A 22,107-nucleotide genomic window follows, 5' to 3' on the forward strand; every position below is an offset into this window, starting at 1 on the left:
ATAGAAGCTCGCGCCGCTCAAGAGCACGCTCCACCTCCCAGCTCCTTTGGCGGCTTACGCCGGAACAAAAATCATTACGGTTAATCCCACACTTTGCTCCTTCATCCCTGCAATTTTCTTCCCCCCAGCAGGAGCCTCAACGGGAGTAGGTTTTTGCACGTTGTGGGCTGCTGCTGCACTGATATGAAGAGCAACCTTGCGGAGGAGAATATCTCTTTGAATCGGTTTGACGAGGTAATCGGCAGCGCCAAGTGCAAGCGCTCTGGCTCGCTCTTCACCCTCTTCTTGAGCTGTCACAAAGATAATGGGGATTGTTGCCAAGGCCGGATTTGTCTGTAGATGTGAACATACCTCATAGCCATCCATGTGCGGCATGACAGCATCAAGGAGAATCAGGTCGGGTCGAGTCTTTTGTAGTGTCGTTAAGGCACGCGCACCGCTATCGGCAGTGAGTACCGAGTACCCATTGCTTACTAGCGAACGTTCAATTGCCCGTAATGTCACCTTGTCGTCATCAACACACAAGATGACTGGGGTCGCGGAGCCGTCCATGAGTCTTTCCCCCATCACAAAAGAAGCCTATCTGACTGAGAACCCATTTGCTTTTCCAGTAGTTGTCCTTTGTTTACGTCAGCGGCTTCTCTTTTTTGTATCGGCAGTTCCTCGACTTTGTTTACTCAAGGGACCTCCTCGTATTAAACACAGAGACGCGAGCACGCCGCACGTGTTCCGTATCGATTGCTTACAGACGAGAGAGGGAACTGTCGGGAAGGGTTGCTACACACATAGTCAGTCCTACGGCAACCCGTCTCGGCACGTATCGCGAAGCTCGGCAGTAGTAGCACCCCCGCTCACACTCTCGCTGAGGAAGCGATCGGTGAGGACAAGGAAAACTTTAGTCAAGTAGGGGGTCTCTGTCCAGTCGCATTAGTTGCAATTTTTGATACGTAATTCTATTCTTAGGGAAATACTGTAGAGTAGCTTATGGAAGGGAGGTGTCTATGCTGAGGTTGAAGAGAGGTATTGCTGCAATAGTTGGAGTGGGAATGCTTTGTCCATCATTAGTCATGGCGCAGCCTGCTGGCAGAACGAAGAGCGGGGAATTTGCACGAGGGTTAGCTGCTCCATTGTTGAGTGCCGTGTATTTTCCTATCAAGCTTGGTATTGGGGTGGCTGGAGCAGTGCTTGGTGGCACGAGTGGATTCTTGACCGGGGGCAATGAGCGTGCTGCCGAAGGGATCTGGCGTCCGATGACCGGAGGAACCTACTTCATTACTCCAGAGACTTTGGAAGGCGAACGTCGATTTCTACCGCTTAATTACGGCCCGAGCGCACCACCGTATCATCCTGCATATTATCCGCAGCCCTCAGGCTCTCATCCGTAACGTTGGCACGGGTACAGCTCTGATGTAGCGGAGCAGAATCGAGGATCTGCAATATGCAGCCTTGACAGGCAGACCAGAGCGCAGTAAGAACACCTCACCTTTTAATCTATCCCCGCGAGGCTAGGAAAGGTGCAAAATGAAACCAGATAGTCAATCTTTTTCTACGAGCATATCTGCAGGCCTCCTTGGAACGCCAAGGAGGCCTTTTTTTATTTGGTGACACAATGAGTTCCACTTCGACACGCGTCGTACTTGACCGTGAGGCCATTCGTCGTGCGCTCACACGTATTGCCCATGAAATCCTCGAGAAAAACCACGGAGCGGATAATCTTGCGTTAGTTGGTATTCATACCCGTGGGGTCGACCTCGCTCAGCGTCTTGTGGCAAAAATTGCCGAAGACGAAGGCGTGCGATTGCCGAGCGGCGAAATCGACATCACCCTATATCGTGATGACGCTGGCATTAAGCGAACTCGCGCTGAAGTGCGCGGGACAAATATTCTGTTTGATGTCGAGGAGATGCGGATTGTTCTCGTCGATGATGTGTTCTTCACTGGACGAACGATCCGTGCCGCAATGGATGCCTTGATCGACTTCGGTCGACCTCGCAGTATTCAGCTCGCAGTTTTGGTTGATCGTGGTCACCGCGAGTTACCTATTCGTCCAGATTACGTTGGCAAAAACGTCCCCACCGCCCGAACTGAACATGTGCATGTGCGATTAGTTGAGCGTGATGGGGTCGATGAGGTTGTGATCGGATAGCACGGAGGGCGTATGCAGATGTTTACTCAACCTCATTTCCTTGGACTTGAGGGATTGACGAAAGATGAGCTGCTGTTCTTGCTCGATACCGCTGAGTCCTTTCGTGAAATCTCCGAGCGGGAGGTCAAAAAGGTCCCGACGTTACGTGGCAAGACTGTGATCAACTTGTTCTATGAATCCAGCACCCGTACGCGGACCTCGTTTGAAATTGCCGCCAAGCGATTATCGGCTGATGCCGTGAATATCACTGCTGCAGCGAGTAGCGTCACGAAAGGAGAGACGCTCCTTGATACGACACGCAATCTGATCGCGATGCGACCGGCGGCAATTGTCATTCGTCATCCATCCTCCGGGGCGCCGCATTTTGTCGCACGCCTGGTCGATTGTCCAGTGATTAACGCGGGAGATGGAACGCATGAGCATCCGACGCAAGCACTACTCGATATGCACACGATTCGTGAGCGCAAAGGGAAGATTGCTGGCCTCACCGTCGCGATCGTGGGTGACATTCTTCATAGTCGAGTTGCGCGCTCGAACGTCTTGGCGTTGACAACGTTGGGGGCAACCGTGCGATTGGTCGGACCCCGAACCTTATTGCCACCGGAATGTCGGACATTTGGAGCGGAATTGTATACCGACCTGAGAGCCGGGCTCGCAGGAGCAGACGTGGTGATGGCGCTGCGATTACAACAAGAACGGCAGGCGCGCAATTTCTTTCCCAGTGTTGAAGAATACGCTCGGCGATTTTGTCTGACGCCAGCGGCGCTTGCCGAAGCAAAACCTGATGTGCTGATTATGCACCCTGGACCGATGAATCGCGGCATTGAGATTGATTCGCGTGTGGCTGATGGTCCGTACTCGGTGATCCTTGATCAAGTCACGAATGGCGTCGCGGTGCGTATGGCGATTCTTTTTCTGCTGACGACGCGAGGGAAAGCGGTGCGAGAGGAAGAGTAGAGGAAGTCAATGAAGACTGAAAAATGCAAAATGCAAAATGAGCAGGACACGTTCTTATCTTCAATTTTCCATTTTTGATTCTTAATTTTTAATTGGTTTTAACATATTGACTACTATGAAGCTTATCATTCAAAACGGAACTGTCGTCGACCCAGCCAACAACCTCAACTCTCTCTGTGAGGTGCTGATTGAAGAGGGCGTCGTACGCGCGGTCGAAAAACCGGGGACGTTTCGCAAGCCTGACGCCGAGATCATCGACGCCAAAGGGTGTATCGTGGCTCCTGGTTTCGTCGATATTCATGTACATTTGCGTGAGCCTGGACAGGAGTACAAAGAAACTGTTCTTACCGGTACGCAATCCGCGGTTGCGGGTGGCTTTAGTGTTGTTGCATGTATGGCGAATACTAACCCTGTCAATGATAACGGTGCCGTGACGCGTTACATCATCGAGCGAGGGCGGGAAGCGAATCTGGCACGGGTCTTTCCGATTGGTGCATTGTCAAAAGGGCTCAAAGGCGAAGAACTCGCCTCACTTGGAGAAATGGTTGACGCTGGAGCAGTTGCCATCTCTGACGATGGACGCCCGGTGATGAACGCGAATCTGATGCGACGTGCGCTAGAATATTGTTCAATGCTGAATGTACCAATCAGTGTGCACGAAGAGGATCTTCACCTCGCCGGTGGTGGGGTGATGAATGAAGGGCCAACGGCATTGCGCCTGGGCTTACGAGGTATTCCCAATGCCGCAGAGGATGTCATGATTGCTCGTGATATTCTCCTTGCGCAATTAACTGGTGGACGAGTCCACATTGCTCATCTCAGTACGCGCGGAGCTGTAGCATTAGTACGACAAGCGAAAGCCGAAGGACTCCCAGTCACAGCCGAAGCGGCTCCCCATCATTTTTCCCTGACCGAAGAAGCGGTGAATGGCTACAACACAAATGCGAAAATGGCTCCTCCTTTACGTCTTGCCGAAGACGTTGCCGCAGTCAAAGATGGTTTACGCGATGGAACCATCGACGCGATTGCTACTGACCATGCGCCCCATCATCGAGATGAAAAAGAAGTAGAGTTCGACCAAGCTGCGAACGGTATCGTCGGCTTGGAGACTGCCTTGCCGCTGACCCTGAGGTTGGTTGACGAAGGAGTGCTGTCGTTGTCAGACGCGGTGAGAAAATTAACGGTCAACCCCGCACGTGTCTTCGGCTTACCATACGGAACTCTCACTGCCGGTGTCTCTGCCGATGTGGTGTTGTTCGATCCTTCGCGCTCATGGCGTGTCGACACGACAAAATTGCAGTCAAAAAGTAAAAACTCGCCGTTTGATGGATGGGACCTGAAAGGAAAGGTTATCCTGACGCTGGTTGGTGGGAAAATCGTGTATGATGGAAGGGCAGGTGTGTGAAGAGACTGAGAAAAAAGTGCAACTGAGGACAACTGACAACTAAAGGCTGATTCTCATGAAAGCAATACTCGCGTTAGCAGATGGCACCGTTTTTACCGGTACCGCTTTTGGTGCTGATGGAGAAACAACCGGTGAGGTGGTTTTCAATACTTCACTCACTGGGTACCAGGAGATCCTGACAGACCCCTCCTATAAGGGACAAATCGTGACGATGACGTATACCGAAATTGGTAACGTCGGAGTCAATCCTGAGGATGTAGAATCTCGCCAACCGTTTGTTGAAGGTTTTATTGTCAAAGAGTACTGGGAACGTCAGAGTAACTGGCGCGCTCAGAAAAGCCTTGGGCAATATCTGCGAGAACACAACATTGTGGGTATTCAAGGCATCGATACGCGTGCGCTTGTGCGTCACTTGCGTGATCATGGTGCTCAACAAGGAGTGATTTCAACCATTGATTCGGACCCTCAACGACTCGTGGCCAAAGCGAAAGCCGCGCCAAGCCTTGTGGGTCGCGATTTAGTCAAGGAAGTCACTTGTGCTCAGCCGTATGATTGGAATCAAGGACGGTGGGAACTCGGAAGAGGTTACAGGTTACAGGTGACAGGTGACAGGGGCGAGAAGAGTCCAGAGTCCAGAGTCCAGAGCCCAGAGTCAAAAGACCAACCCCTGACTCCCGGCTCCCGCCCCCTGTTTTCCGTTGTCGCCTATGATTTCGGTGTGAAATACAACATCCTGCGCAATCTGGTTGATGCCGGTTGTCGGGTGCGCGTGGTGCCAGCTTCTCTACCAGCGTCTGAAGTGTTAGCCCTGAAACCCGATGGCGTGTTTCTCTCGAACGGCCCTGGTGACCCTGACGCGGTTCCTTATGCCCGAGAGAATGTTGCCGCGCTGGTCGGTAAAGTTCCGATGTTCGGCATTTGTCTGGGCCATCAGATCATGGGGTTGGCTCTGGGTGGTCAGACCTACAAGCTCAAGTTCGGTCATCGCGGTGGCAATCATCCGGTGATGGATATGCAAACGCGGAAAGTTGAGATCACTTGCCAGAATCACGGATTTTGTGTTGATGTTGATTCTCTGCAAGGGAGAGCGGAAGTGACGCACCTGAATCTCAACGATCGCACTGTCGAAGGATTGTCTCACAAACAGTACCCGTTGTTTTCCGTGCAATATCATCCTGAATCTTCTCCTGGACCGCACGATGCAAACTATTTGTTCCGTCGGTTTACGGATGTAATGGCGCACTACAAAAAAGGCTAGAACAAAAACATCTTCCGTTCATGCGTCGACACCCTGAGCACGAACGGTTTCCGCCTTGGTCATCCTGAGCCTGTCGACGGATGACTCAGGTTTGGAGATTGGAAGGAAAAAGGCAAGAGACGCCCCATGCCCAAACGAACAGACCTCAAATCAATCCTCCTCATCGGTTCCGGTCCGATCGTGATCGGACAAGCGTGTGAGTTTGACTACTCAGGGACGCAAGCGTGTAAAGCACTCAAAGAAGAAGGCTACCGCGTGATCTTGGTCAACTCGAACCCGGCGACGATCATGACCGACCCTGGATTTGCGGACCGTACCTATGTTGAACCTCTCACCGTTGAGGTCGTAGAGAAAATTATCGCGCAAGAACGCCCTGATGCGTTGTTGCCAACTATCGGTGGTCAGACCGGGCTCAATCTCGCTATCAATCTGGCTGAGGCTGGCGTGCTGGAGCGTTACAACGTCGAGCTCATAGGGGCTAAGCTCCCAGCGATCAAAAAAGCTGAAGATCGCAATTTGTTCAAAGCGGCGATGGAAAAGATTGGGCTTGATCTGCCGCGTAGTGGCTATGCCCGCTCACTGCAAGACGCTGAGGAAGTTCGTCAGCGGATTGGCTTGCCTCTGATTATTCGTCCATCGCGGACCTTGGGTGGTAGTGGCCAAGGGCTGGTCAACTCACTTGAAGAGTTTCGTTCGCTGGTTGAGGTCGGCTTGGACGCTTCTCCTACGCATGAAGTCCTCATTGAAGAATCAATCGCTGGCTGGAAAGAATTTGAACTGGAAGTGATGCGCGATGGAAAAGATAACGTCGTCATCATCTGTTCGATTGAAAACCTTGATCCCATGGGGGTTCATACTGGAGATTCGATCACGGTTGCTCCGGCACAGACGCTGACGGACAAGGAATATCAGATCATGCGTGATGCAGCGCTGCGCATCATCCGAGAGATCGGCGTCGACACTGGCGGATCCAACATCCAGTTTGCGGTACACCCTGACACGGGTCGGTTAGTGGTGATCGAAATGAACCCGCGGGTGTCTCGCTCCTCTGCGCTTGCCAGTAAAGCCACTGGATTTCCGATCGCTAAAATCGCAGCCAAGCTCGCGATCGGATATACGCTCGACGAAATTCCCAACGATATCACTCGGGAAACACCGGCCTCTTTTGAGCCAACCATCGATTATGTGGTGGTGAAAATTCCCCGCTTTACGTTTGATAAATTTCCGCAAACCAAAGACTCGCTTGGCCCACAGATGAAATCCGTCGGTGAGGCAATGGCGATTGGCCGTACCTTCAAGGAGGCAATGCAAAAAGCGCTGCGGTCGTTAGAGATCGGAGTGTTTGGGTTCGATGAGAAAGTTCAGAAAAGTCCAGAGTCCAGAGTCCAGAGTCCAGAGTCTGAGGAGTGGAAAAAACTCCAGGAGCGATTACGGACACCAAACGCCGAGCGGATTTGGTATGTCGCCGATGCACTCCGCCTTGGGATGGGTGTCGAAGAACTGTATCGCATCACAAAAATCGACCCTTGGTTTTTAGAGAATATTTTACAGGTCGTTCAGTTTGAAGAATCGCTCCGCTCTCAGACCGCAAACTTCAAACTGCAAGCCTCAAATTCTTCGACTCTGGACCCTGGACTCTGGACCCTGGACGTACTCCGTGAAGCGAAACGCCTGGGCTTTTCAGACGTGCGACTGGCAAAGTTACTGGGCTGCAGTGAAACTGAGATCCGTACACGTAGGGAACAATCTGGGATCGTACCAGTGTATAAAACGGTTGATACCTGCGCTGCTGAATTCGTTGCGCATACACCGTACCTCTACTCGACCTACGAAGGTGAGGATGAAGCGAATCCCACGAACCGTAAGAAGATCATGATTCTTGGCGGTGGACCCAATCGTATCGGGCAAGGGATCGAATTCGATTATTGCTGCGTGCATGCCGCGTTTGCTTTGAAAGAGGATGGTTTTGAGACCATCATGGTCAATTGCAATCCTGAAACCGTGAGCACCGACTATGACACCTCTGACAAGCTCTACTTTGAACCGCTAACACTTGAGGATGTCTTAAGCATTGTCCGCATCGAGAAACCCTTTGGCGTGATCGTTCAGTTTGGTGGCCAAACGCCGTTGAAACTTGCTGTTCCGTTAGAGAAGGCTGGAGTCCCGATTTTGGGGACCTCACCGGACTCGATCGATCGCGCCGAAGATCGCGAACGTTTCAAAGAGGTCTTAGAGAAACTGGGACTGCGGCAACCGGCCAACGGCACGGCACGAAGCCCACAAGAAGCGCAACGCATTGCCAACGAAATCGGCTATCCGGTGTTAGTACGCCCTTCCTATGTTCTGGGTGGCCGCGCCATGCAAATTGTGTACGACGATCCCAATTTGCAGCGCTATATGAATGAAGCGGTGTTGGCCTCGCCTGAACATCCAGTGCTCGTCGACAAGTTCCTTGATGATGCAACGGAAGTGGACGTTGATGCGGTTGGCGATGGACATGACGTTGTCATCGGCGGCATTATGGAACACATCGAACTTGCTGGGGTTCACTCTGGCGATAGTGCTTGTTCGTTACCGCCACGCTCGATTTCACAAAAAGTGCAAGATGACATTCGGCGACAAACGGTCAGTTTAGCGAAAGAGTTGCAGGTCGTTGGCCTCATGAATGTTCAGTATGCGGTCAAAGGAGAGACTGTCTACGTACTCGAAGTGAATCCTCGTGCCTCGCGCACCGTACCATTTGTGAGTAAGGCGATTGGTCAACCTCTGGCCAAGATTGCGGCACGAGTAATGGCTGGCAAGACGCTACGCGAGCTTGGTTTTACGCACGAGATTGTGCCGCCCTATATCAGCGTGAAGGAAGCCGTCTTTCCGTTCATTAAATTCCCCGGTGTCGATACGATTCTTGGTCCAGAAATGAAATCCACCGGTGAAGTGATGGGCATCGATGCCTCCTTTGCCATGGCTTTTGCGAAAGCCCAAGTTGCGGCTGGAACGTTCCTTCCTGCGCAAGGAAAGGTGTTTCTCAGTGTTCGTGATCATGACAAGGATGCCGCACTCTCGATTGCGAGACGCCTTGTCGAAAGTGGTTTTTCGCTCATAGCAACGCAGGGAACCGCCGCGCATCTGCGCAACGCTGGAGTTGTCGTTGACATCGTGAACAAGGTGGGTGAAGGGTCTCCGCATATCGTTGACGCGATTCGTGCTGGAGAAATTGCTGTGGTTATGAATACCGTTGAAGGTCCGCAAGCGGTTGCTGACTCGTTCTCCATTCGACGGAGCGCGCTTGAATGTCGAGTGCCGTACTTTACGACTATTGCAGGTGCAGGTGCTGCCGCTGAAGGGATTGCTCGTTTACGAATGGGGTTGCTCGGAGTGCAACCGTTGCAGGAATACCATCGTCAGGAGAAATAAATCAAAAGGCAACCCGCAAAGTGCTAAAGTCAAAAATTTGCGGAACGGCTCCTTGATTTTTCAGTTTTGACTTTTGCACTTTGACTTGCAGTGCTAAAAAGGTTTGCATGAATCGCGAGTTGCCGTATTCGTCTGAAGCGAACGCATCTGCACCACCATCGTTCCGCTCTGCGCAGCCGCCGCTCAAAAAACCTGTTCAATTTGTGAAGGGGGTTGGTCCGAAACGAGCCGAACAGCTGGAACGTCTTGGTATTCGCACAGTCGAGGACCTCCTCTATCACATTCCGTTCCGTTATCAGGATCGACGTGAGATTCACAAGATTCGTGACCTGCGAACTGGTGAAGAAGGGGCGACAGTTGGACAACTGGTGCGTATGGGGCGTCGCTTTGTTGCCCGCAGTAAACGCTGGGTACTCGAAGCTGTGGTCCGCGATGAAACTGGTTTTCTTTTCTTACTGTGGTATTACCAGCATCGTTACTTCCAACAGAAGTATCAAATTGGCGCGACCGTTTTGCTCTATGGCAAAGTCGAAATGGGCATGAAGGGTGGTAAGTGGATGATCCACCCTGATATGGAATTACTCGAAGAAGACGACGAAACGTCGCGCATCCTTCCCATCTACAATAAGACCACAGAGATGACGGTCGGTGCGATGCGCCGTCTGGTGCATGGTGCCGTTGCTACACATATCAATTTTCTCCCTGATTCACTTCCCCAAGAACTGACGACCCGGCTCGGATTGATGAAAGTGAGCGAGGCGCTCCAAGCGTTGCATGTGCCACCGGTTGATATCGATGTCGGCGCATTGAACTCGGCTTCCTCGTTAGCTCACCGTACCGTTGTCTTCGATGAGTTGTTTTACTTACAACTGGGTATGTCGCTCCGGCGACGCAATATGGTGAAGGAAGATGGGTTGTCAATTGTTCCTGGCCCTTTGGTCATGCGGGTTCATGACGTGTTACCGTTTCGTCTCACCAATGCCCAACAACGTGTGTTGGATGTCATCTTCCGAGATATGGCCGCGCCCCACCCGATGAATCGCCTGGTGCAGGGCGATGTTGGCTCAGGAAAAACTATTGTCGCTTTTTGTGCAGCGCTGGCTGCGCTGGACAGTGGGTATCAAGTGGCATTCATGGCGCCAACGGAACTCCTTGCTGAGCAACATTTCCGTACCCTTGCAGGATTAGCCAAACAACTCGATATTTCGATTACCTTGTTAACTGGCGACACCAAGCCCAAACAGAAACAAGAAATCTACAGTTTGATCGAACAGGGAAAAGTGGAGGTCGTAGTTGGCACCCATGCGCTGATTCAAGAAGGACTACGGTTTCATCGCCTAGGATTAGCGATTGTTGATGAACAGCATCGTTTCGGTGTGATGCAACGTGCGGCGCTGAAGAAAATGGGCACCAATCCTGACATGCTGCTCATGACCGCGACACCGATCCCGCGCACCTTAGCACTGACCATTTATGGGGACTTGGATGTCTCGGCGATTGATGAACTTCCGCCTGGACGCAAGCCCATCACAACTCGTGTTTTTCACGAGGGCGAGCGTGAGAAAGCCTATCGCGCAGTGAAAGAACAGCTCGATAAAGGTCATCAAGCGTACATCGTCTATCCATTAGTCGAGGAGTCGGAAAAGTCCGACCTCAAAGCTGCGACGACGATGGCTGAACAACTGTCACGGACTGCCTTTGCCGGATACTCCATTGGCCTCGTTCATGGTCGCATGAAGAGTGACGAAAAAGATGCGGTGATGACCCGCTTCAAAAAGGGTGAACATCAGATTCTGGTGTCGACGACTGTCATTGAAGTTGGCATCGACGTACCGAACTCGACGGTGATGCTCATTGAACATGCTGAACGCTTCGGATTGGCACAGTTGCATCAATTGCGTGGGCGTGTTGGACGTGGACAAGCGGCATCGTTTTGTTTTCTCTTGGCGCAGTATACGCCTGCAGACGAGTCGATTCGCCGCTTGCGGGTGATGGTTGATACCAACGACGGATTCAAGATCGCCGAAGCTGATCTTAATTTCCGTGGACCAGGAGAGTTTCTCGGAACGCGACAATCTGGTCTACCGGACTTTCGGGTTGCCAATATCGTCCGCGACAGTCGCATCTTGGAACTTGCACGTGACGAAGCTGAAGCGTGGTTAGCAAAAGACCCTGATTTGACCGCACCCATATCACGTCGAGTGCGAGCGATCTTGGAGGATCGGTGGGCTGGGCGGTTAGAGTTGGCACGGGTAGGATAGTCTTATGGGGAACAATTGGTGAGTAAACGTATCGCAGTCATCGGTGCAGGACCCTCAGGACTCGTCACCGTCAAGGAGTTACTGGAAGAGGGGCACTCGCCAACGTGCTTCGAAAAGGCCGATGGTTTGGGTGGGGTGTTCCGCTTCGGTGAGCATGACGGCGTTGTTTGGGAGTCGTGCCGCCTTACTTCGTCTGGTCTGCTGACGGCGTTTTCTGATTTCCCCGTACCCTCGAATCGTGCTGGCCACATGGCGGTAGGTGAGTACGTTGACTACCTGACGAAGTATTGTGAAGCCTTCGACGTGATTCGTCACATCCGCTTTGGGACGAAAGTCGAGTCAGTGACGCAAAACTCCAGTGGTGATTGGACGGTGCGAACACGTGATGCACAAGGCACTCATGAAGAGCAGTACGATGCGGTCGCGGTATGCTCTGGGCTTCATCAGCATCCCTATCTGCCAATGCTACCAGGACAAGAAACCTTCACCGGAACCATCATGCACGGTGCGCAATACCGCCGTCCGGCGCAGGTCGCTGGTCAGAAAGTCCTCATCGTTGGGGCTGGAGAGTCCGGTGCCGACATCGTTGCTGAGGTCTCGAAGCACGCTGCGGAAACAGTCCTCTCGCTGCGGCGAGGTGTTGCTGTTCTTGCGCGCAGCATGTTTGGTGAGCCGAAGGACTATCAGACCTCGCGGGTGCACAATAGCGCTGCGCACTGGGTCTTCCAGACCCGTAATCCCCAGAACGACCGCAAGCGAAACCTCTATCGTCTGATGTTTCTGCCGCTTGTGGTGGTGGACAAATGTTTGCAGATTCTCTTTCGCGTGGTGTGGGAGTTTCTCCCCTTGCTCTATTCATCACGCCTGTCAGAAATCAAAGCCAACCTCAAAACGAGAAAAATGAGCAAGGAACTGCTCAAGGAATCGGGCGGGACGCTGAACGAACAGTTTGGTACCAAGACCGATGATTTTGTCAGAGCCATTGTGATGGGACAGTGCCAGCGTGTTGCTGCGGTTGAAAGGTTTGAGGGAACGCGCGCCTTTTTCATTGATGGGCGCAGTTTTGCGCCTGATTTGGTGATCTTCTGTACAGGTTTTGACACCAAGATGCCGTTTCTTACTGAAGCGATGGCTGGAGCCCATCGCTATCTGCATACCTTCAATCCACAGATAGGTGCAAGCTTGGGCTTTATCGGCTTTTTACGTCCGGCTTTTGGTGCGATTCCACCGTTGGCTCAATTGCAGGCACGTTGGTTTGCGTTGCTACAGAGTGGGAAACTGGAGCTGCCGTCAGCCGAAAAAATGCAGGAGTCGATCTCGCGATGGACTCACTTCCGCGCTCATATGTTCAGAGCGGTCCAGGGACGCTTGGATCATCTGGTTGATCATACGCCGTTTTGTGACGAACTTGCTGCCCAGATTGGCTGTAAGCCGACACGATGGGCAGTATGGCAGGAAGGATTGAATTTCCGTTTGCGCTTCTTTGCCGCTCCCTTCGTTGCTGCTCAGTATCGTCTGATTGGTCCACACGCGAAACCCAAGATAACGCGGGAAGTGATCGCCCGTCTGCCGATTATGCATCCGCTTCCAGATCTTATAAATCTCTACCTCCGCTGGGCGATGTCTCGTGTCCTCCATCGCATACTTGGACCTGAGTTCTCACCAAAATTGGAACTACAAGAAAGATAAGCACGGTGGTGAGAATCTCAGTTATCATTCCAACTTTTGATCGCCCCGACTCACTCACTACCTGTCTCCAGGCGCTTGCCCAGTCATTTCCAGTGGATGCAGAAACCATTGTGGTCTCAGATGGTGGTTCTCTTGATCTTGAACCACGACTTGCGCCGTTTGTTAAGCCACTACGATTACGCTACTCCTTGGTTCCCCATGGTGGGCCGGCATCAGCACGCAATCATGGCCTTGCTGCAGCTCTAGGGGAGGTGGTGGCGTTTATTGATGACGATTGTCGCCCTCGGCCAGGATGGTTACAAGCCCTCACTACTGGTGTCTCCTTATCGCCGCCGTGTGCAACGGGAGGAAGAACACTCAACGGTCTTCTGGCTAACCCGTATGCGGAAGTCTCTCAACTCGTTCTTGATCTCGTTGCTCGCTACGAGCGTGAAACGCACGGTCACGAAAGCTTTTTCCCGTCGAACAATTTTGCCTTTCCTACAGTCGCATTGAGACGAATCGGTGGATTTGATGAGTCGTACCGGACGGCGGAAGATCGAGAACTGTGCCGTCGCTGGCGTAAGGCAGGGTTCGCTCTCGCGCAGGTTCCCGAGGCGGTTGTGGATCATGGATGCACGGCTGAACTTCACCGGATTCCTGCGGCAGTTCTTTGCGTACGGACAGGGAGGAGCGCGGTTTCACGCCTCAGGCGATAACGCGAGCTTTGGTGGGAGCGTTGCCTTCCATCTCCAGCTTCCGAGGCTCATAGGTTCAGAGTTGGTACGCAATGGCCCCAGACGTGGAGTTTCCCTACTCATCCTCTTGGCCTTGTGGGAGATCGCCAATCTTGCGGGATTTCTGACGATAATGTCGAGCCGACCAGCTCTGCGTTCGCTTGCCGTAAAGGCAGAGCAGAGGGAGAACGAGTTGTGACGCCCCGAGTTTCCGTCATTTTGCCTACACGGGACCGGCTCGACAAGCTGCGTTGTGCGTTAGCATCGGTGGAGAGGCAACGCTTCCGCGATTTTGAGATTATTGTCGTTGATGACGGTTCGACAGATGATACCGCTTCGTGGCTTCACTCGCAGTGTTTTACGGCTCAGGTCCTGAGAATGGAAACGACTGGTGGTGCGGCTCACGCGCGCAATCAAGGTCTTGCACGCGCGCGTGGTGAACTGATTGAGTTTCTTGATGACGACGACCTTTGGCCTCCAGCTTATCTGGAGGCACAAGTCGAACACCTCGACGCTCATCCTGCAGCGACGCTCAGTTACGCAGATCATGTCGAACGGCACGCCAATGGGCACACGACCCGTCCTGATACGCAACCTCTTTTGACTTATCCTAATCCCCTCATTCGACTGCTGGCGGAAAGTTTTATCCACACCATGTCTGTCGTCGTCTGTCGTCGTGAGGCGTTCGATCGGTTCGGTCAGTTTAATGAACAGTTTGCTATTGTCCACGACTTGGACTGGTATGGTCGCATCCTTGTTGGTGGTGGTAGTTTTGTGTATCTCCCTCGTACTCTGGTTGAGCGCAGGGTTCCTGGAGGTTTGGTGACGGCGCATCGTAAATGGTTCTGGGAGGAGCACACTGCGCACACGCACGCGCTGATGGCAAACCCAACGGTTGCACGGCATGAGCACCTGGTCCGTGCCTATCGCTCCCTCTTTTTCGCGCGTATCGGTTTGGCGGAACAAGACTGGAGCTTTGGAATTACACGGTTGCTGATGGCTTTCTTTGCCTCTCCGTACTGGACAATGCGCATTACTGCATTGCGGCTCTTACGTCGACTACAGTTTGAACATCGAGTGTCATAATGATGAAAGATTCCATTTCTTCCTTCGAGCAAATGCTTGCTCTCGCGGTGGCACCGAGTCCAGCTCCGAAACCACTGTACACGCGTAGTCAGACACGAAAACTGACCCGACGAGGTATTCTCTGGCTTGGACAGACCTGTAACCTTCGCTGTCAGTTTTGCTATTTCTTGGATCGTATCGAGAACGAAAATCATCCTGAGCATCCTTTCATGACCCTCGAAAAAGCCAAAGAGATCTGCCGGACGCTGGTTGAGTACTATGGCAATAACTCTCTCGATATTCAGGGCGGTGAACCGACGCTGTGGACGGATATCTACGCGCTCGTCACATACTGTGCTGAGATTGGCCTGTCTCCGACAATTATTACTAATGCGCAAGCGTTGGCCAATCGCGAAGTTGTTGCTCGCCACAAGAAGGCGGGGATTAGAGATTTTCTTGTCAGCCTGCAAGGCCTTGGGGGAGTGTACGATCGACTGGTGCGACGCGAAAGGGCTCATGTCCGACAACTGAAGGCGTTGCGGAACCTGCAAGAAGAGGGAGTGCCGTTTCGCTTCAATACTGTTCTCTCGAAGCCTGCGCTGCCACAGCTTCCCGACATTGCACGACTGGCCGTGCACACAGGTGCGGAAGTCGTCAACTTCCTTGGTTTTAATCCGTTCAACGATCAGGAAACTGGGAAACGGAGTGACGAAAGCGTCCCCCGTTATAGCGAGCTGGGAGAGTCGTTGAACCTCGCGCTGGATATCTTGGCTGATGCGAGGGTCGAGGCGAATGTGCGCTATCTTCCCTTCTGTGTCATCGCTGAGCGTCACCGCAGTTCGGTCTATAACTTCCCACAGATTCCCTACGATCTTCACGAGAACGACTTTGCCAGTTGGTCGTGGACCGACCTCCCGGCTCAGCGCCAGCGCGATGCCACACTAACACCACCGTTTGGTCTCGGACCGCGGCTTGCGCTCGGTTCGCTACGCGGTCCCTTACGGCGACTCGCGGTACGAATGCCTGGAGTTGGCACTACACTGCACGGGGTTAAACAATGGCTAGAACGACGATGGGCAGAGCGGAAGACGGCTCTTTCTCTGGAAGATCAATATCAGGCCGATGCGCAAGTCCGCGCGCACGCCTACACCGGCTATAAACACGTCCCCGCATGTGCGCAGTGTGACGTGCGGGCTGTATGCGATGGTTTCTACAGTGACTATGCAAAGTTCTTCGGCTCGGATGAAGCCCAACCAGTCAAGCTCGGCGCGCGAGTGGCTAATCCTCAGTACTTCTCTCAACACCAGCTCAAAAAGATTCATCCCCTCGATCAGACCTGGCTAGAAGCGCGCGAGCAAACCATTGGCTCTGTGGCTGCAGTAGAGTGATAAGGAGGATAAAGTATGCATCTCGATACAATTCTCACCGTGAGTGCTTTCAAAGATGTTGCCCAACTGGCACGGACAGTTGAAGACATGGGCTTCGACGCATTGTGGAGCCTCGAAAATCGCCACGAACCGTTTATGCCGTTGGCAGTCGCTGCGAGTGTCACTGACAAATTGTACCTTGGGACTTCGATTGCATTGGCCTTTGTTCGCAGTCCCATGAACCTGGCGTATACCGCGTGGGATTTACAAGCCGGATCGAACGGACGCTTTATCTTGGGATTGGGCACGCAAGTCAAAGGTCACAATGAGCGTCGTTACAACGTCAAATGGGAATCTCCCGGACCAAAGCTGCGAGAGTTGGTGCAAGCACTACGAGCCATTTGGGACTGTTGGCAGAACGGTACAAAATTGGATTTCAATGGCAAATTCTACTCCTTTACGTTAATGCCGCCAGCGTTTAGTCCCGGTAAGATCGCGCATCCGCATGTTCCGATCTATGTCGCTGGGGTGAATCCGTACATGTGCCGTTTGGCTGGTGAACTGGCTGATGGGTTTCATGTCCATCCGTTTCATTCGACGACCTATCTACGCAATGCCGTTCTGCCTCAGATCGGAGAGGGCGCGCGAAAAGCGGGGCGGAGCCGTACGGATGTCGTCGTTACCAGTTCAGTCTTTGCCATCATGGGTGAGAGCAAGAAAGAAATTGACGAAGCACGCGAAGAAGCACGCCGCCAGATTGCTTTTTATGCATCAACGCGCACGTACAAACCGGTCTTGGATGCCCACGGGTGGGGCGACGTCTGTCTGCGGCTGCACGAAAAAACTGTGAAAGGTGATTGGGCTGGAATGCCGCAAGAGATTAGTGATGCAATGATGGCTGAATATACAATCACCGGTTCTCCCCAAGAAATGCCCAAGCTCATCAACGAGCGCTATAACGGCCTGTTAGATCGCGTTGCCTTCTATTATCCGTACCACCCTGGACAAGACGAAAAGCGTTGGCGGAAGATTGTTGAAACATTTCGCTCTTAAAAAGGTCCTTTCGTCAGATTCCGCCCTGGCTGTTGCAACAGAGGCGGTACTTGGTACCGCTTTGGGCTTTGCGCCCATTCAATTGCCATTCGAGTATACTCTGAATCGGTGCTGCCACGTCATGAATTCCTGTAACCGTGAGAAACTTCCCTGCTGCTCAATAACGTTAGCGTGATCAGGGTAGTAATAAATAATCCAAACACGTCTTGGCTTTGCCTGAAGAGAGGCCGTGATGTTGTGAAGCACTTTTGTCAAAACTGTTTCATCGAAGGGGTTGAACAAAAAGAAGACGTTCTCATCTGGGTTGATCGCATAATCAATGACGTCACCCTCGACAATGCGATAGGTTGTAGGAAAGCCTTTTTTCGTCTTATACTGGGCACAGTTCTTCTTGGCGATCTCGTAGAGTTCGTGCGCGAATTCTATCCCTCGGACTTCTCGAATGCCGACTTCTGACGCTGCCATCAGCACTCTTCCTTTCCCGCAGCCAAAGTCGACAAGGACACTATCAGGCGGAATCTGTGACTTGAGCGCACTGAACAGTTGCCGCAAGGCGACCATCCTTGTCGGTTGGTAGTTCTGTCCTCTTGTTTTGTTCGTGCTACTGATTGTTAACTCAGACAATCGTGCCCATCGACACGTATCGAGTCCGTATCTGATATCAAATAAATGATCTACCAGTGCCGTGTGCAGTTTGAAGGCGTTTGTGATGAACCTCGTGCGCATGAGTGAATTGCTAATGTTTTGTAACGTACCCATAATGATGAGCTATTCTCTTCTCCCGTCTATCGTTTTGCCCCCTCGGTTGTATGGCAGCGTCCTACTTTAACTCAAATACATCTTTATTATGCTCTCCTAACTGTGGGGCGGTCTTGTCCAACGTAGCGCGCCTGCCATCGAAAGACATTGGTAAATGGGCAAGCATCGTATCAATCCCTGCCTGCTGGCGGAAAAACTCAAGTGCAGCGGTTTGTGGCTGTCCTAAGACTTCAGGTAACGTGAGAATCGGTGCACACGGGACTCCTGCTGCTTCGAGTATATCAATCCATTGCTCCTTGGTTTTCTCTTGGAAGGCCTTGCGAATTTCTGGCAAGAGATACTCTTTGTGAGCTAAGCGGTCAGCATTCGTACGAAATTGTGGGTCATTGGCCCATTCCTTCCGGCCTAATGCGTGAGCAAGTTTGGCAAAAAGCCGATCGTTGGCGACGCCAATGATAAGGGGACCGTTCTTGGTCTCAAAAGCGCCAAACGCGACTTGTCGCGGACTACCGGTCGGGTGCCGCTCGGGAACTTGTCCTGTGACTGCATGTTGCGCGTACGAATTACAAATCCAGAAGAGGCAGGTCTCAAAGAGTGAGGTATTGATGACACAACCGCGACCGGTCTGACCACGACGATGGAGTGCAGCCAGGGCCGCAATCGTCGTCCACATGCCAGTGCCAATATCCGCGATTGGCGCAGGGGTGCGCAGTGGTGGCCCACCTTCTTCGCCAGTCAGGCTCATCGGTCCCGCGAACGCCTGCAGAAGAATTTCGTAGCCAGGTTTCAACTGCAGCGGACCGGTATGACCAAAAGCAGAGATCGAGCAGTAGATCAGGCGTGGATTCTTTTCGAGGAGCACGGCGGGACCAAGGCCGACCTCTTCCGCATTTCCTGGGCGCAGATTCTGAATGAAGATGTCACTCTTTGCTATCAGCGCATACAACTGTTCCATGTCAGCAGTCTGTTTGAAGTCAACAGTGACCGAGCGCTTGTTACGATTGACTAGATGAAATGTCGGCGACGCATCTTGTATGAATGGCGGACCCCAGCCACGAGCGTCATCACCACCTTCGGGACGTTCGATCTTGACGACCTCGGCACCCAGACCGGCGAGGATCTCTCCTGCCATCGGGCCTGCTAGATTCAACCCGACCTCAACGACTGTGACTCCTGACAGCAGCATCTTTTCCCCCTTTTTTCTTTGCCCTATCGGTTTGCCTTCGACTGCAAAGGGCGTTACAACTGACACTGACTGCTTCTTCAATATCTCTACTGCAATGAAGGATTCTCACTGGGTTTAGCGTATGGAACCTACTTCAACAATCCAGACGATAAAGTTGTTTCTTGTTGCCTTGACTGGGCTCTCGAAAGACGCCTTGCATGTGCACGTTGGCTTGGGGACGATGCTTGGTGCGGCGATGGTCTTTCGCCGGGCGGTTCGCTCTTTCCTCCCCTGGCTTATGGTGTTGCTCGCAGCCGTCTGTGGGGAGATGCTTGATATGTATGACGACATCATTGGCTCTCCAGGGTATTGGCAGTGGGAAATGAGCGTGCATGACATTGCCAATACCCTCTTTTGGCCGACGATTTTGCTGCTGCTGGCACGCAGTGGCGTGTGGTCTCGGATGATGCAAAACCGGCGTGTGTAGCCTGATACTGAGGCTGCTACCTTTACTATTTCTGCTCTTGCAATTCAAAGAAAAGGTCTTTGCCCGGATTTTGCAACCCAGGGTGTTCGCCGAGACGGATTACCTGGGCAGTGATTTTTCCAGGAGCTAAGTCCAAGATTCCGACTGTTCCGAGGCGTGTGGACCATAAGTGCGGGTGCGTTGGGCTGCCAGAATTAATCTGCAACACGTTATCGCGATAGTCGAGCCGCTCAAAGTGCGTGTGGCCAGTAATGATGATGTCAGCATGCTCACCTTTGAAGTGATATTGGATCAGCTCTTCGATCGGGCGCTCTTCGGGCTCCATGTCGTGGATCATCGCTACACGCCAGCCTTCGAGATCGAGCCAGTGAATATCCTTGACGCGCGGATCATCCCAGCCGCTATCGTTATTGCCGCGGGCAGCTAAGGTTGGCGCAATATCTTGTAGCCAGTCGAGGACACGCGGAGTGACAATATCTCCGCCATGAAGAATGAGGTCTACGCCAGTGAAGGCTGTTCGTACTTCATCCCAAAGGTCACGAATAGTGCTGGGAAGATGGGTATCTGTTAACAGGCCAATGCGCATGTATTTATTGTCCTTTAGATCAGTGTTCAGTTGGATATAAGCTGCCCACGATCCTTATCTGCCCTCACTGGACTTGATATTCCCTCTCCCTGGCAGGGAGAGGGTTAGGGTGAGGGTCGAGAGCTGGGCTCAGGGTAATAACAAACTACTTTAGTTGAGTCCGTAACACTCCAACACATTCGTCCCCAGAATCTTCGCCCGTGAATCCTCAGGCAGAAGACTCACAAGCTGTTCAAGGTTGGGAATGTATTTGGGCGGATGGTCAGCATGGGGGAAATCGCTGGCCCAGAAGAAGCGATCATCGCCGACAAAGGGAATGACTCCAGCGAGCGAGCGTTCATCTGGATCACCGGAAACCCAACATTGCCGCTTGAAGTAGAAGCTTGGCTTTTCTTTGAGTGGAACACTCTTGCCGATCGGCGATTCGTACACTGCATCCATCCGGTCCAGCCAATAGCCGACCCAGCCTGCGCCGATTTCTAAGATTACCACGCGGAGCTCAGGAAACTTATCAAACACGCCATACTGAAAGAGCGAAGTGAAACCTTCACGAATGACATTGCCAAGCGCGACGTTCTGAAAGAAGGCCGTATCCCGGCCAGTCATGCGGCCAAAACGGGTAGGAGAGGCCCAATGCGGCTCAAACGAGGGGTGTAGTCCAAACGGCAACCCCAGCTCTTGGGCTGCGGCAAAGATACGATGATGGTCTGGATGGCCATGGATTTTCCGACTCCAAATGAACGGCGCAGAGTAGAAACCTTTCACTCCATCTTTGGCAGTACGACGGAGTTCTTGTTCAGCGAGTTCAGGAATGCCAAACGGAATGTGAGCAATCGGCAGCAGGCGACCATTGGAGTCCGAACAGAAGTCGACAATCCAACGATTGTAGGCACGTGCGTATGCCATCGCCAGTTCGAGATCTTCGCATTCTGGTTCCCACAGCAGACCCAGGGTAGGGTAGAGGAAGACGCGATCAATATTCTCAATGTCGAGACGTTTGATGCGTTCCTTAGGGTCCATCGAGCCGCAGGAGGCATTATCGACATACCCAGAGCCGGTTGGCGTGCGCTCGTACTTGATGCCTGCAAGTTGGTCCATCACTCCAAGTGAAGACGGGGCTCCATTGCGCGTCATCTTGGCTGGTTGGCCGTCGACTTCGAGGTACTCCAATCCACGTTCATCTTTGCGGATGCGCACTGCACGGTCGCGGTATTGGGGTTCGAGGTATTTTTCCCACAGGTCCGGGGCTTCGAGAATATGGCCATCGGCATCAACGACGCCGGAATACGATAAACGTGGCAGATCAGCGGGAGTCATAGTTGTGTTCCTTTTTCGTGAAGTCGGGCGGATTGTAGACGAGCAAGCTATAGGTTCGCAAGAATCCAACAGATTATTTTGCCGATACAAGATCCTTATATTCGCTCGCATCTATTTTCACGCGCTGCTCTACGAACGCATCGAACGAGTCGTAAAGATCAGTCTCCGGCCAGGAGGGCCAGCGTTCTTGTTTACTGGTCCAGGTGAGGTGGACAGCGGCATATTGCTCAGGCGGTCCGGCAACGTAAAAGAGCACGTCGTCACAATCATACCGTCGGGCAATGGCAGCAACCGTGTGATTGAAAAGCGGATGAGCCGGTGCCAATTCTCGTTGCAGTTCTGTGACCAATCCTTGTGCATGTGAAGGAGGTTCGTCTGCGAGTGAATGCCACGGCTCGATAAAACGCGAGCGATACACTTTGGCATGTTGCCACATTGCTTGGACTGCTCGGTTCTGATGCA

General features: G+C 52.5%; 18 protein-coding genes and 1 pseudogene. 13 read left to right on the top strand and 6 right to left on the bottom strand.

The annotated features are described in order from the left end of the window. Window positions 1-54: 54 nt before the first annotated feature. Entirely contained in the window at window positions 55-567 is a 513-nt protein-coding gene (locus tag FJ147_01780; GenBank protein MBM4254607.1) for a response regulator, read from the bottom strand. 434 nt (window positions 568-1,001) lie between these two features. Between FJ147_01780 and FJ147_01785 the strand changes: the two genes are divergently transcribed. The 12 genes from FJ147_01785 to FJ147_01840 all read left to right on the top strand — a co-directional run bounded on the left by FJ147_01785 (window position 1,002) and on the right by FJ147_01840 (window position 17,331). Then, on the top strand, window positions 1,002-1,385 hold the full coding sequence (locus tag FJ147_01785; GenBank protein MBM4254608.1) for a hypothetical protein: 384 nt from the start codon (window positions 1,002-1,004) through the stop codon (window positions 1,383-1,385). A gap of 224 nt (window positions 1,386-1,609) precedes the next feature. Then, window positions 1,610-2,146: a bifunctional pyr operon transcriptional regulator/uracil phosphoribosyltransferase PyrR gene (gene pyrR, locus FJ147_01790; GenBank protein MBM4254609.1), complete on the top strand. Its 537-nt coding sequence runs from the start codon at window positions 1,610-1,612 to the stop codon at window positions 2,144-2,146. A gap of 12 nt (window positions 2,147-2,158) precedes the next feature. After that, entirely contained in the window at window positions 2,159-3,103 is a 945-nt protein-coding gene (locus FJ147_01795; GenBank protein ID MBM4254610.1) for an aspartate carbamoyltransferase catalytic subunit, read from the top strand. Window positions 3,104-3,218: 115 nt separating this feature from the next. Continuing rightward, the gene (locus FJ147_01800) at window positions 3,219-4,508 is read left to right on the top strand and encodes a dihydroorotase (protein MBM4254611.1); all 1,290 of its coding nucleotides are present in this window, start codon (window positions 3,219-3,221) and stop codon (window positions 4,506-4,508) included. A 55-nt stretch (window positions 4,509-4,563) separates the two neighbouring features. Next, window positions 4,564-5,766 carry a glutamine-hydrolyzing carbamoyl-phosphate synthase small subunit gene (carA, locus tag FJ147_01805; protein ID MBM4254612.1) on the top strand — a complete coding sequence of 401 codons (1,203 nt, stop codon included), beginning with the start codon at window positions 4,564-4,566 and terminating at the stop codon, window positions 5,764-5,766. Between the two features lie 126 nt (window positions 5,767-5,892). Further along, window positions 5,893-9,180: a carbamoyl-phosphate synthase large subunit gene (gene carB, locus FJ147_01810; GenBank protein ID MBM4254613.1), complete on the top strand. Its 3,288-nt coding sequence runs from the start codon at window positions 5,893-5,895 to the stop codon at window positions 9,178-9,180. Between the two features lie 107 nt (window positions 9,181-9,287). Next, complete coding sequence (gene recG, locus FJ147_01815) at window positions 9,288-11,441, top strand: ATP-dependent DNA helicase RecG (GenBank protein ID MBM4254614.1); 2,154 nt, start codon at window positions 9,288-9,290, stop codon at window positions 11,439-11,441. A 15-nt stretch (window positions 11,442-11,456) separates the two neighbouring features. Further along, complete coding sequence (locus tag FJ147_01820; protein MBM4254615.1) at window positions 11,457-13,130, top strand: hypothetical protein; 1,674 nt, start codon at window positions 11,457-11,459, stop codon at window positions 13,128-13,130. Then, a complete protein-coding gene (locus FJ147_01825; protein ID MBM4254616.1) occupies window positions 13,109-13,828 on the top strand; it encodes a glycosyltransferase in 720 nt (239 codons plus the stop codon). The genes FJ147_01820 and FJ147_01825 overlap by 22 nt, the downstream gene beginning before the upstream one ends. A gap of 114 nt (window positions 13,829-13,942) precedes the next feature. After that, window positions 13,943-14,932, top strand: a complete 990-nt coding sequence (locus FJ147_01830) for a glycosyltransferase (protein ID MBM4254617.1) — start codon at window positions 13,943-13,945, stop codon at window positions 14,930-14,932. A gap of 32 nt (window positions 14,933-14,964) precedes the next feature. Then, window positions 14,965-16,299, top strand: coding sequence for a radical SAM protein (locus FJ147_01835; protein MBM4254618.1), 1,335 nt, complete (start codon window positions 14,965-14,967; stop codon window positions 16,297-16,299). 15 nt (window positions 16,300-16,314) lie between these two features. Then, window positions 16,315-17,331, top strand: a complete 1,017-nt coding sequence (locus FJ147_01840; GenBank protein MBM4254619.1) for a TIGR03617 family F420-dependent LLM class oxidoreductase — start codon at window positions 16,315-16,317, stop codon at window positions 17,329-17,331. A 78-nt stretch (window positions 17,332-17,409) separates the two neighbouring features. Here the strand turns inward: FJ147_01840 and FJ147_01845 are convergent, their stop codons facing one another. Continuing rightward, window positions 17,410-18,090: a class I SAM-dependent methyltransferase gene (locus FJ147_01845; GenBank protein ID MBM4254620.1), complete on the bottom strand. Its 681-nt coding sequence runs from the start codon at window positions 18,088-18,090 to the stop codon at window positions 17,410-17,412. Window positions 18,091-18,151: 61 nt separating this feature from the next. Then, a complete protein-coding gene (locus FJ147_01850; GenBank protein MBM4254621.1) occupies window positions 18,152-19,276 on the bottom strand; it encodes a CoA transferase in 1,125 nt (374 codons plus the stop codon). 121 nt (window positions 19,277-19,397) lie between these two features. Here FJ147_01850 and FJ147_01855 point away from each other — a divergent pair, with 121 nt between their 5' ends. Continuing rightward, window positions 19,398-19,742 (top strand): hypothetical protein, encoded by a 345-nt coding sequence (locus FJ147_01855; GenBank protein MBM4254622.1) that lies wholly within the window; start codon window positions 19,398-19,400, stop codon window positions 19,740-19,742. Window positions 19,743-19,767: 25 nt separating this feature from the next. On the opposite strand, the gene FJ147_01860 is transcribed toward FJ147_01855, so the two are convergent. The 3 genes and pseudogenes from FJ147_01860 to FJ147_01870 form a co-directional block, all read right to left on the bottom strand. After that, complete coding sequence (locus FJ147_01860) at window positions 19,768-20,328, bottom strand: metallophosphoesterase family protein (protein ID MBM4254623.1); 561 nt, start codon at window positions 20,326-20,328, stop codon at window positions 19,768-19,770. Between the two features lie 150 nt (window positions 20,329-20,478). Further along, window positions 20,479-21,756 (bottom strand): amidohydrolase, encoded by a 1,278-nt coding sequence (locus tag FJ147_01865; GenBank protein ID MBM4254624.1) that lies wholly within the window; start codon window positions 21,754-21,756, stop codon window positions 20,479-20,481. Window positions 21,757-21,784: 28 nt separating this feature from the next. Beyond that, a pseudogene (locus tag FJ147_01870) lies at window positions 21,785-21,994 on the bottom strand (hypothetical protein). Between the last annotated feature and the right edge of the window lie 113 nt (window positions 21,995-22,107).

It is taken from the genome of Deltaproteobacteria bacterium (genome assembly GCA_016874775.1).
Taxonomy (GTDB): domain Bacteria; phylum Desulfobacterota; class Binatia; order Bin18; family Bin18; genus VGTJ01.

Bases quoted from the DNA above. Each gene is read 5' to 3' on its own strand.
- FJ147_01780 (MBM4254607.1), bottom strand. From the start codon at position 567: ATGGGGGAAAGACTCATGGACGGCTCCGCGACCCCAGTCATCTTGTGT.
- FJ147_01785 (MBM4254608.1), top strand. From the start codon at position 1,002: ATGCTGAGGTTGAAGAGAGGTATTGCTGCAATAGTTGGAGTGGGAATG.
- pyrR (MBM4254609.1), top strand. From the start codon at position 1,610: ATGAGTTCCACTTCGACACGCGTCGTACTTGACCGTGAGGCCATTCGT.
- FJ147_01795 (MBM4254610.1), top strand. From the start codon at position 2,159: ATGCAGATGTTTACTCAACCTCATTTCCTTGGACTTGAGGGATTGACG.
- FJ147_01800 (MBM4254611.1), top strand. From the start codon at position 3,219: ATGAAGCTTATCATTCAAAACGGAACTGTCGTCGACCCAGCCAACAAC.
- carA (MBM4254612.1), top strand. From the start codon at position 4,564: ATGAAAGCAATACTCGCGTTAGCAGATGGCACCGTTTTTACCGGTACC.
- carB (MBM4254613.1), top strand. From the start codon at position 5,893: ATGCCCAAACGAACAGACCTCAAATCAATCCTCCTCATCGGTTCCGGT.
- recG (MBM4254614.1), top strand. From the start codon at position 9,288: ATGAATCGCGAGTTGCCGTATTCGTCTGAAGCGAACGCATCTGCACCA.
- FJ147_01835 (MBM4254618.1), top strand. From the start codon at position 14,965: ATGCTTGCTCTCGCGGTGGCACCGAGTCCAGCTCCGAAACCACTGTAC.
- FJ147_01840 (MBM4254619.1), top strand. From the start codon at position 16,315: ATGCATCTCGATACAATTCTCACCGTGAGTGCTTTCAAAGATGTTGCC.
- FJ147_01845 (MBM4254620.1), bottom strand. From the start codon at position 18,090: ATGGGTACGTTACAAAACATTAGCAATTCACTCATGCGCACGAGGTTC.
- FJ147_01850 (MBM4254621.1), bottom strand. From the start codon at position 19,276: ATGCTGCTGTCAGGAGTCACAGTCGTTGAGGTCGGGTTGAATCTAGCA.
- FJ147_01855 (MBM4254622.1), top strand. From the start codon at position 19,398: ATGGAACCTACTTCAACAATCCAGACGATAAAGTTGTTTCTTGTTGCC.
- FJ147_01860 (MBM4254623.1), bottom strand. From the start codon at position 20,328: ATGCGCATTGGCCTGTTAACAGATACCCATCTTCCCAGCACTATTCGT.
- FJ147_01865 (MBM4254624.1), bottom strand. From the start codon at position 21,756: ATGCGAGCGAATATAAGGATCTTGTATCGGCAAAATAATCTGTTGGAT.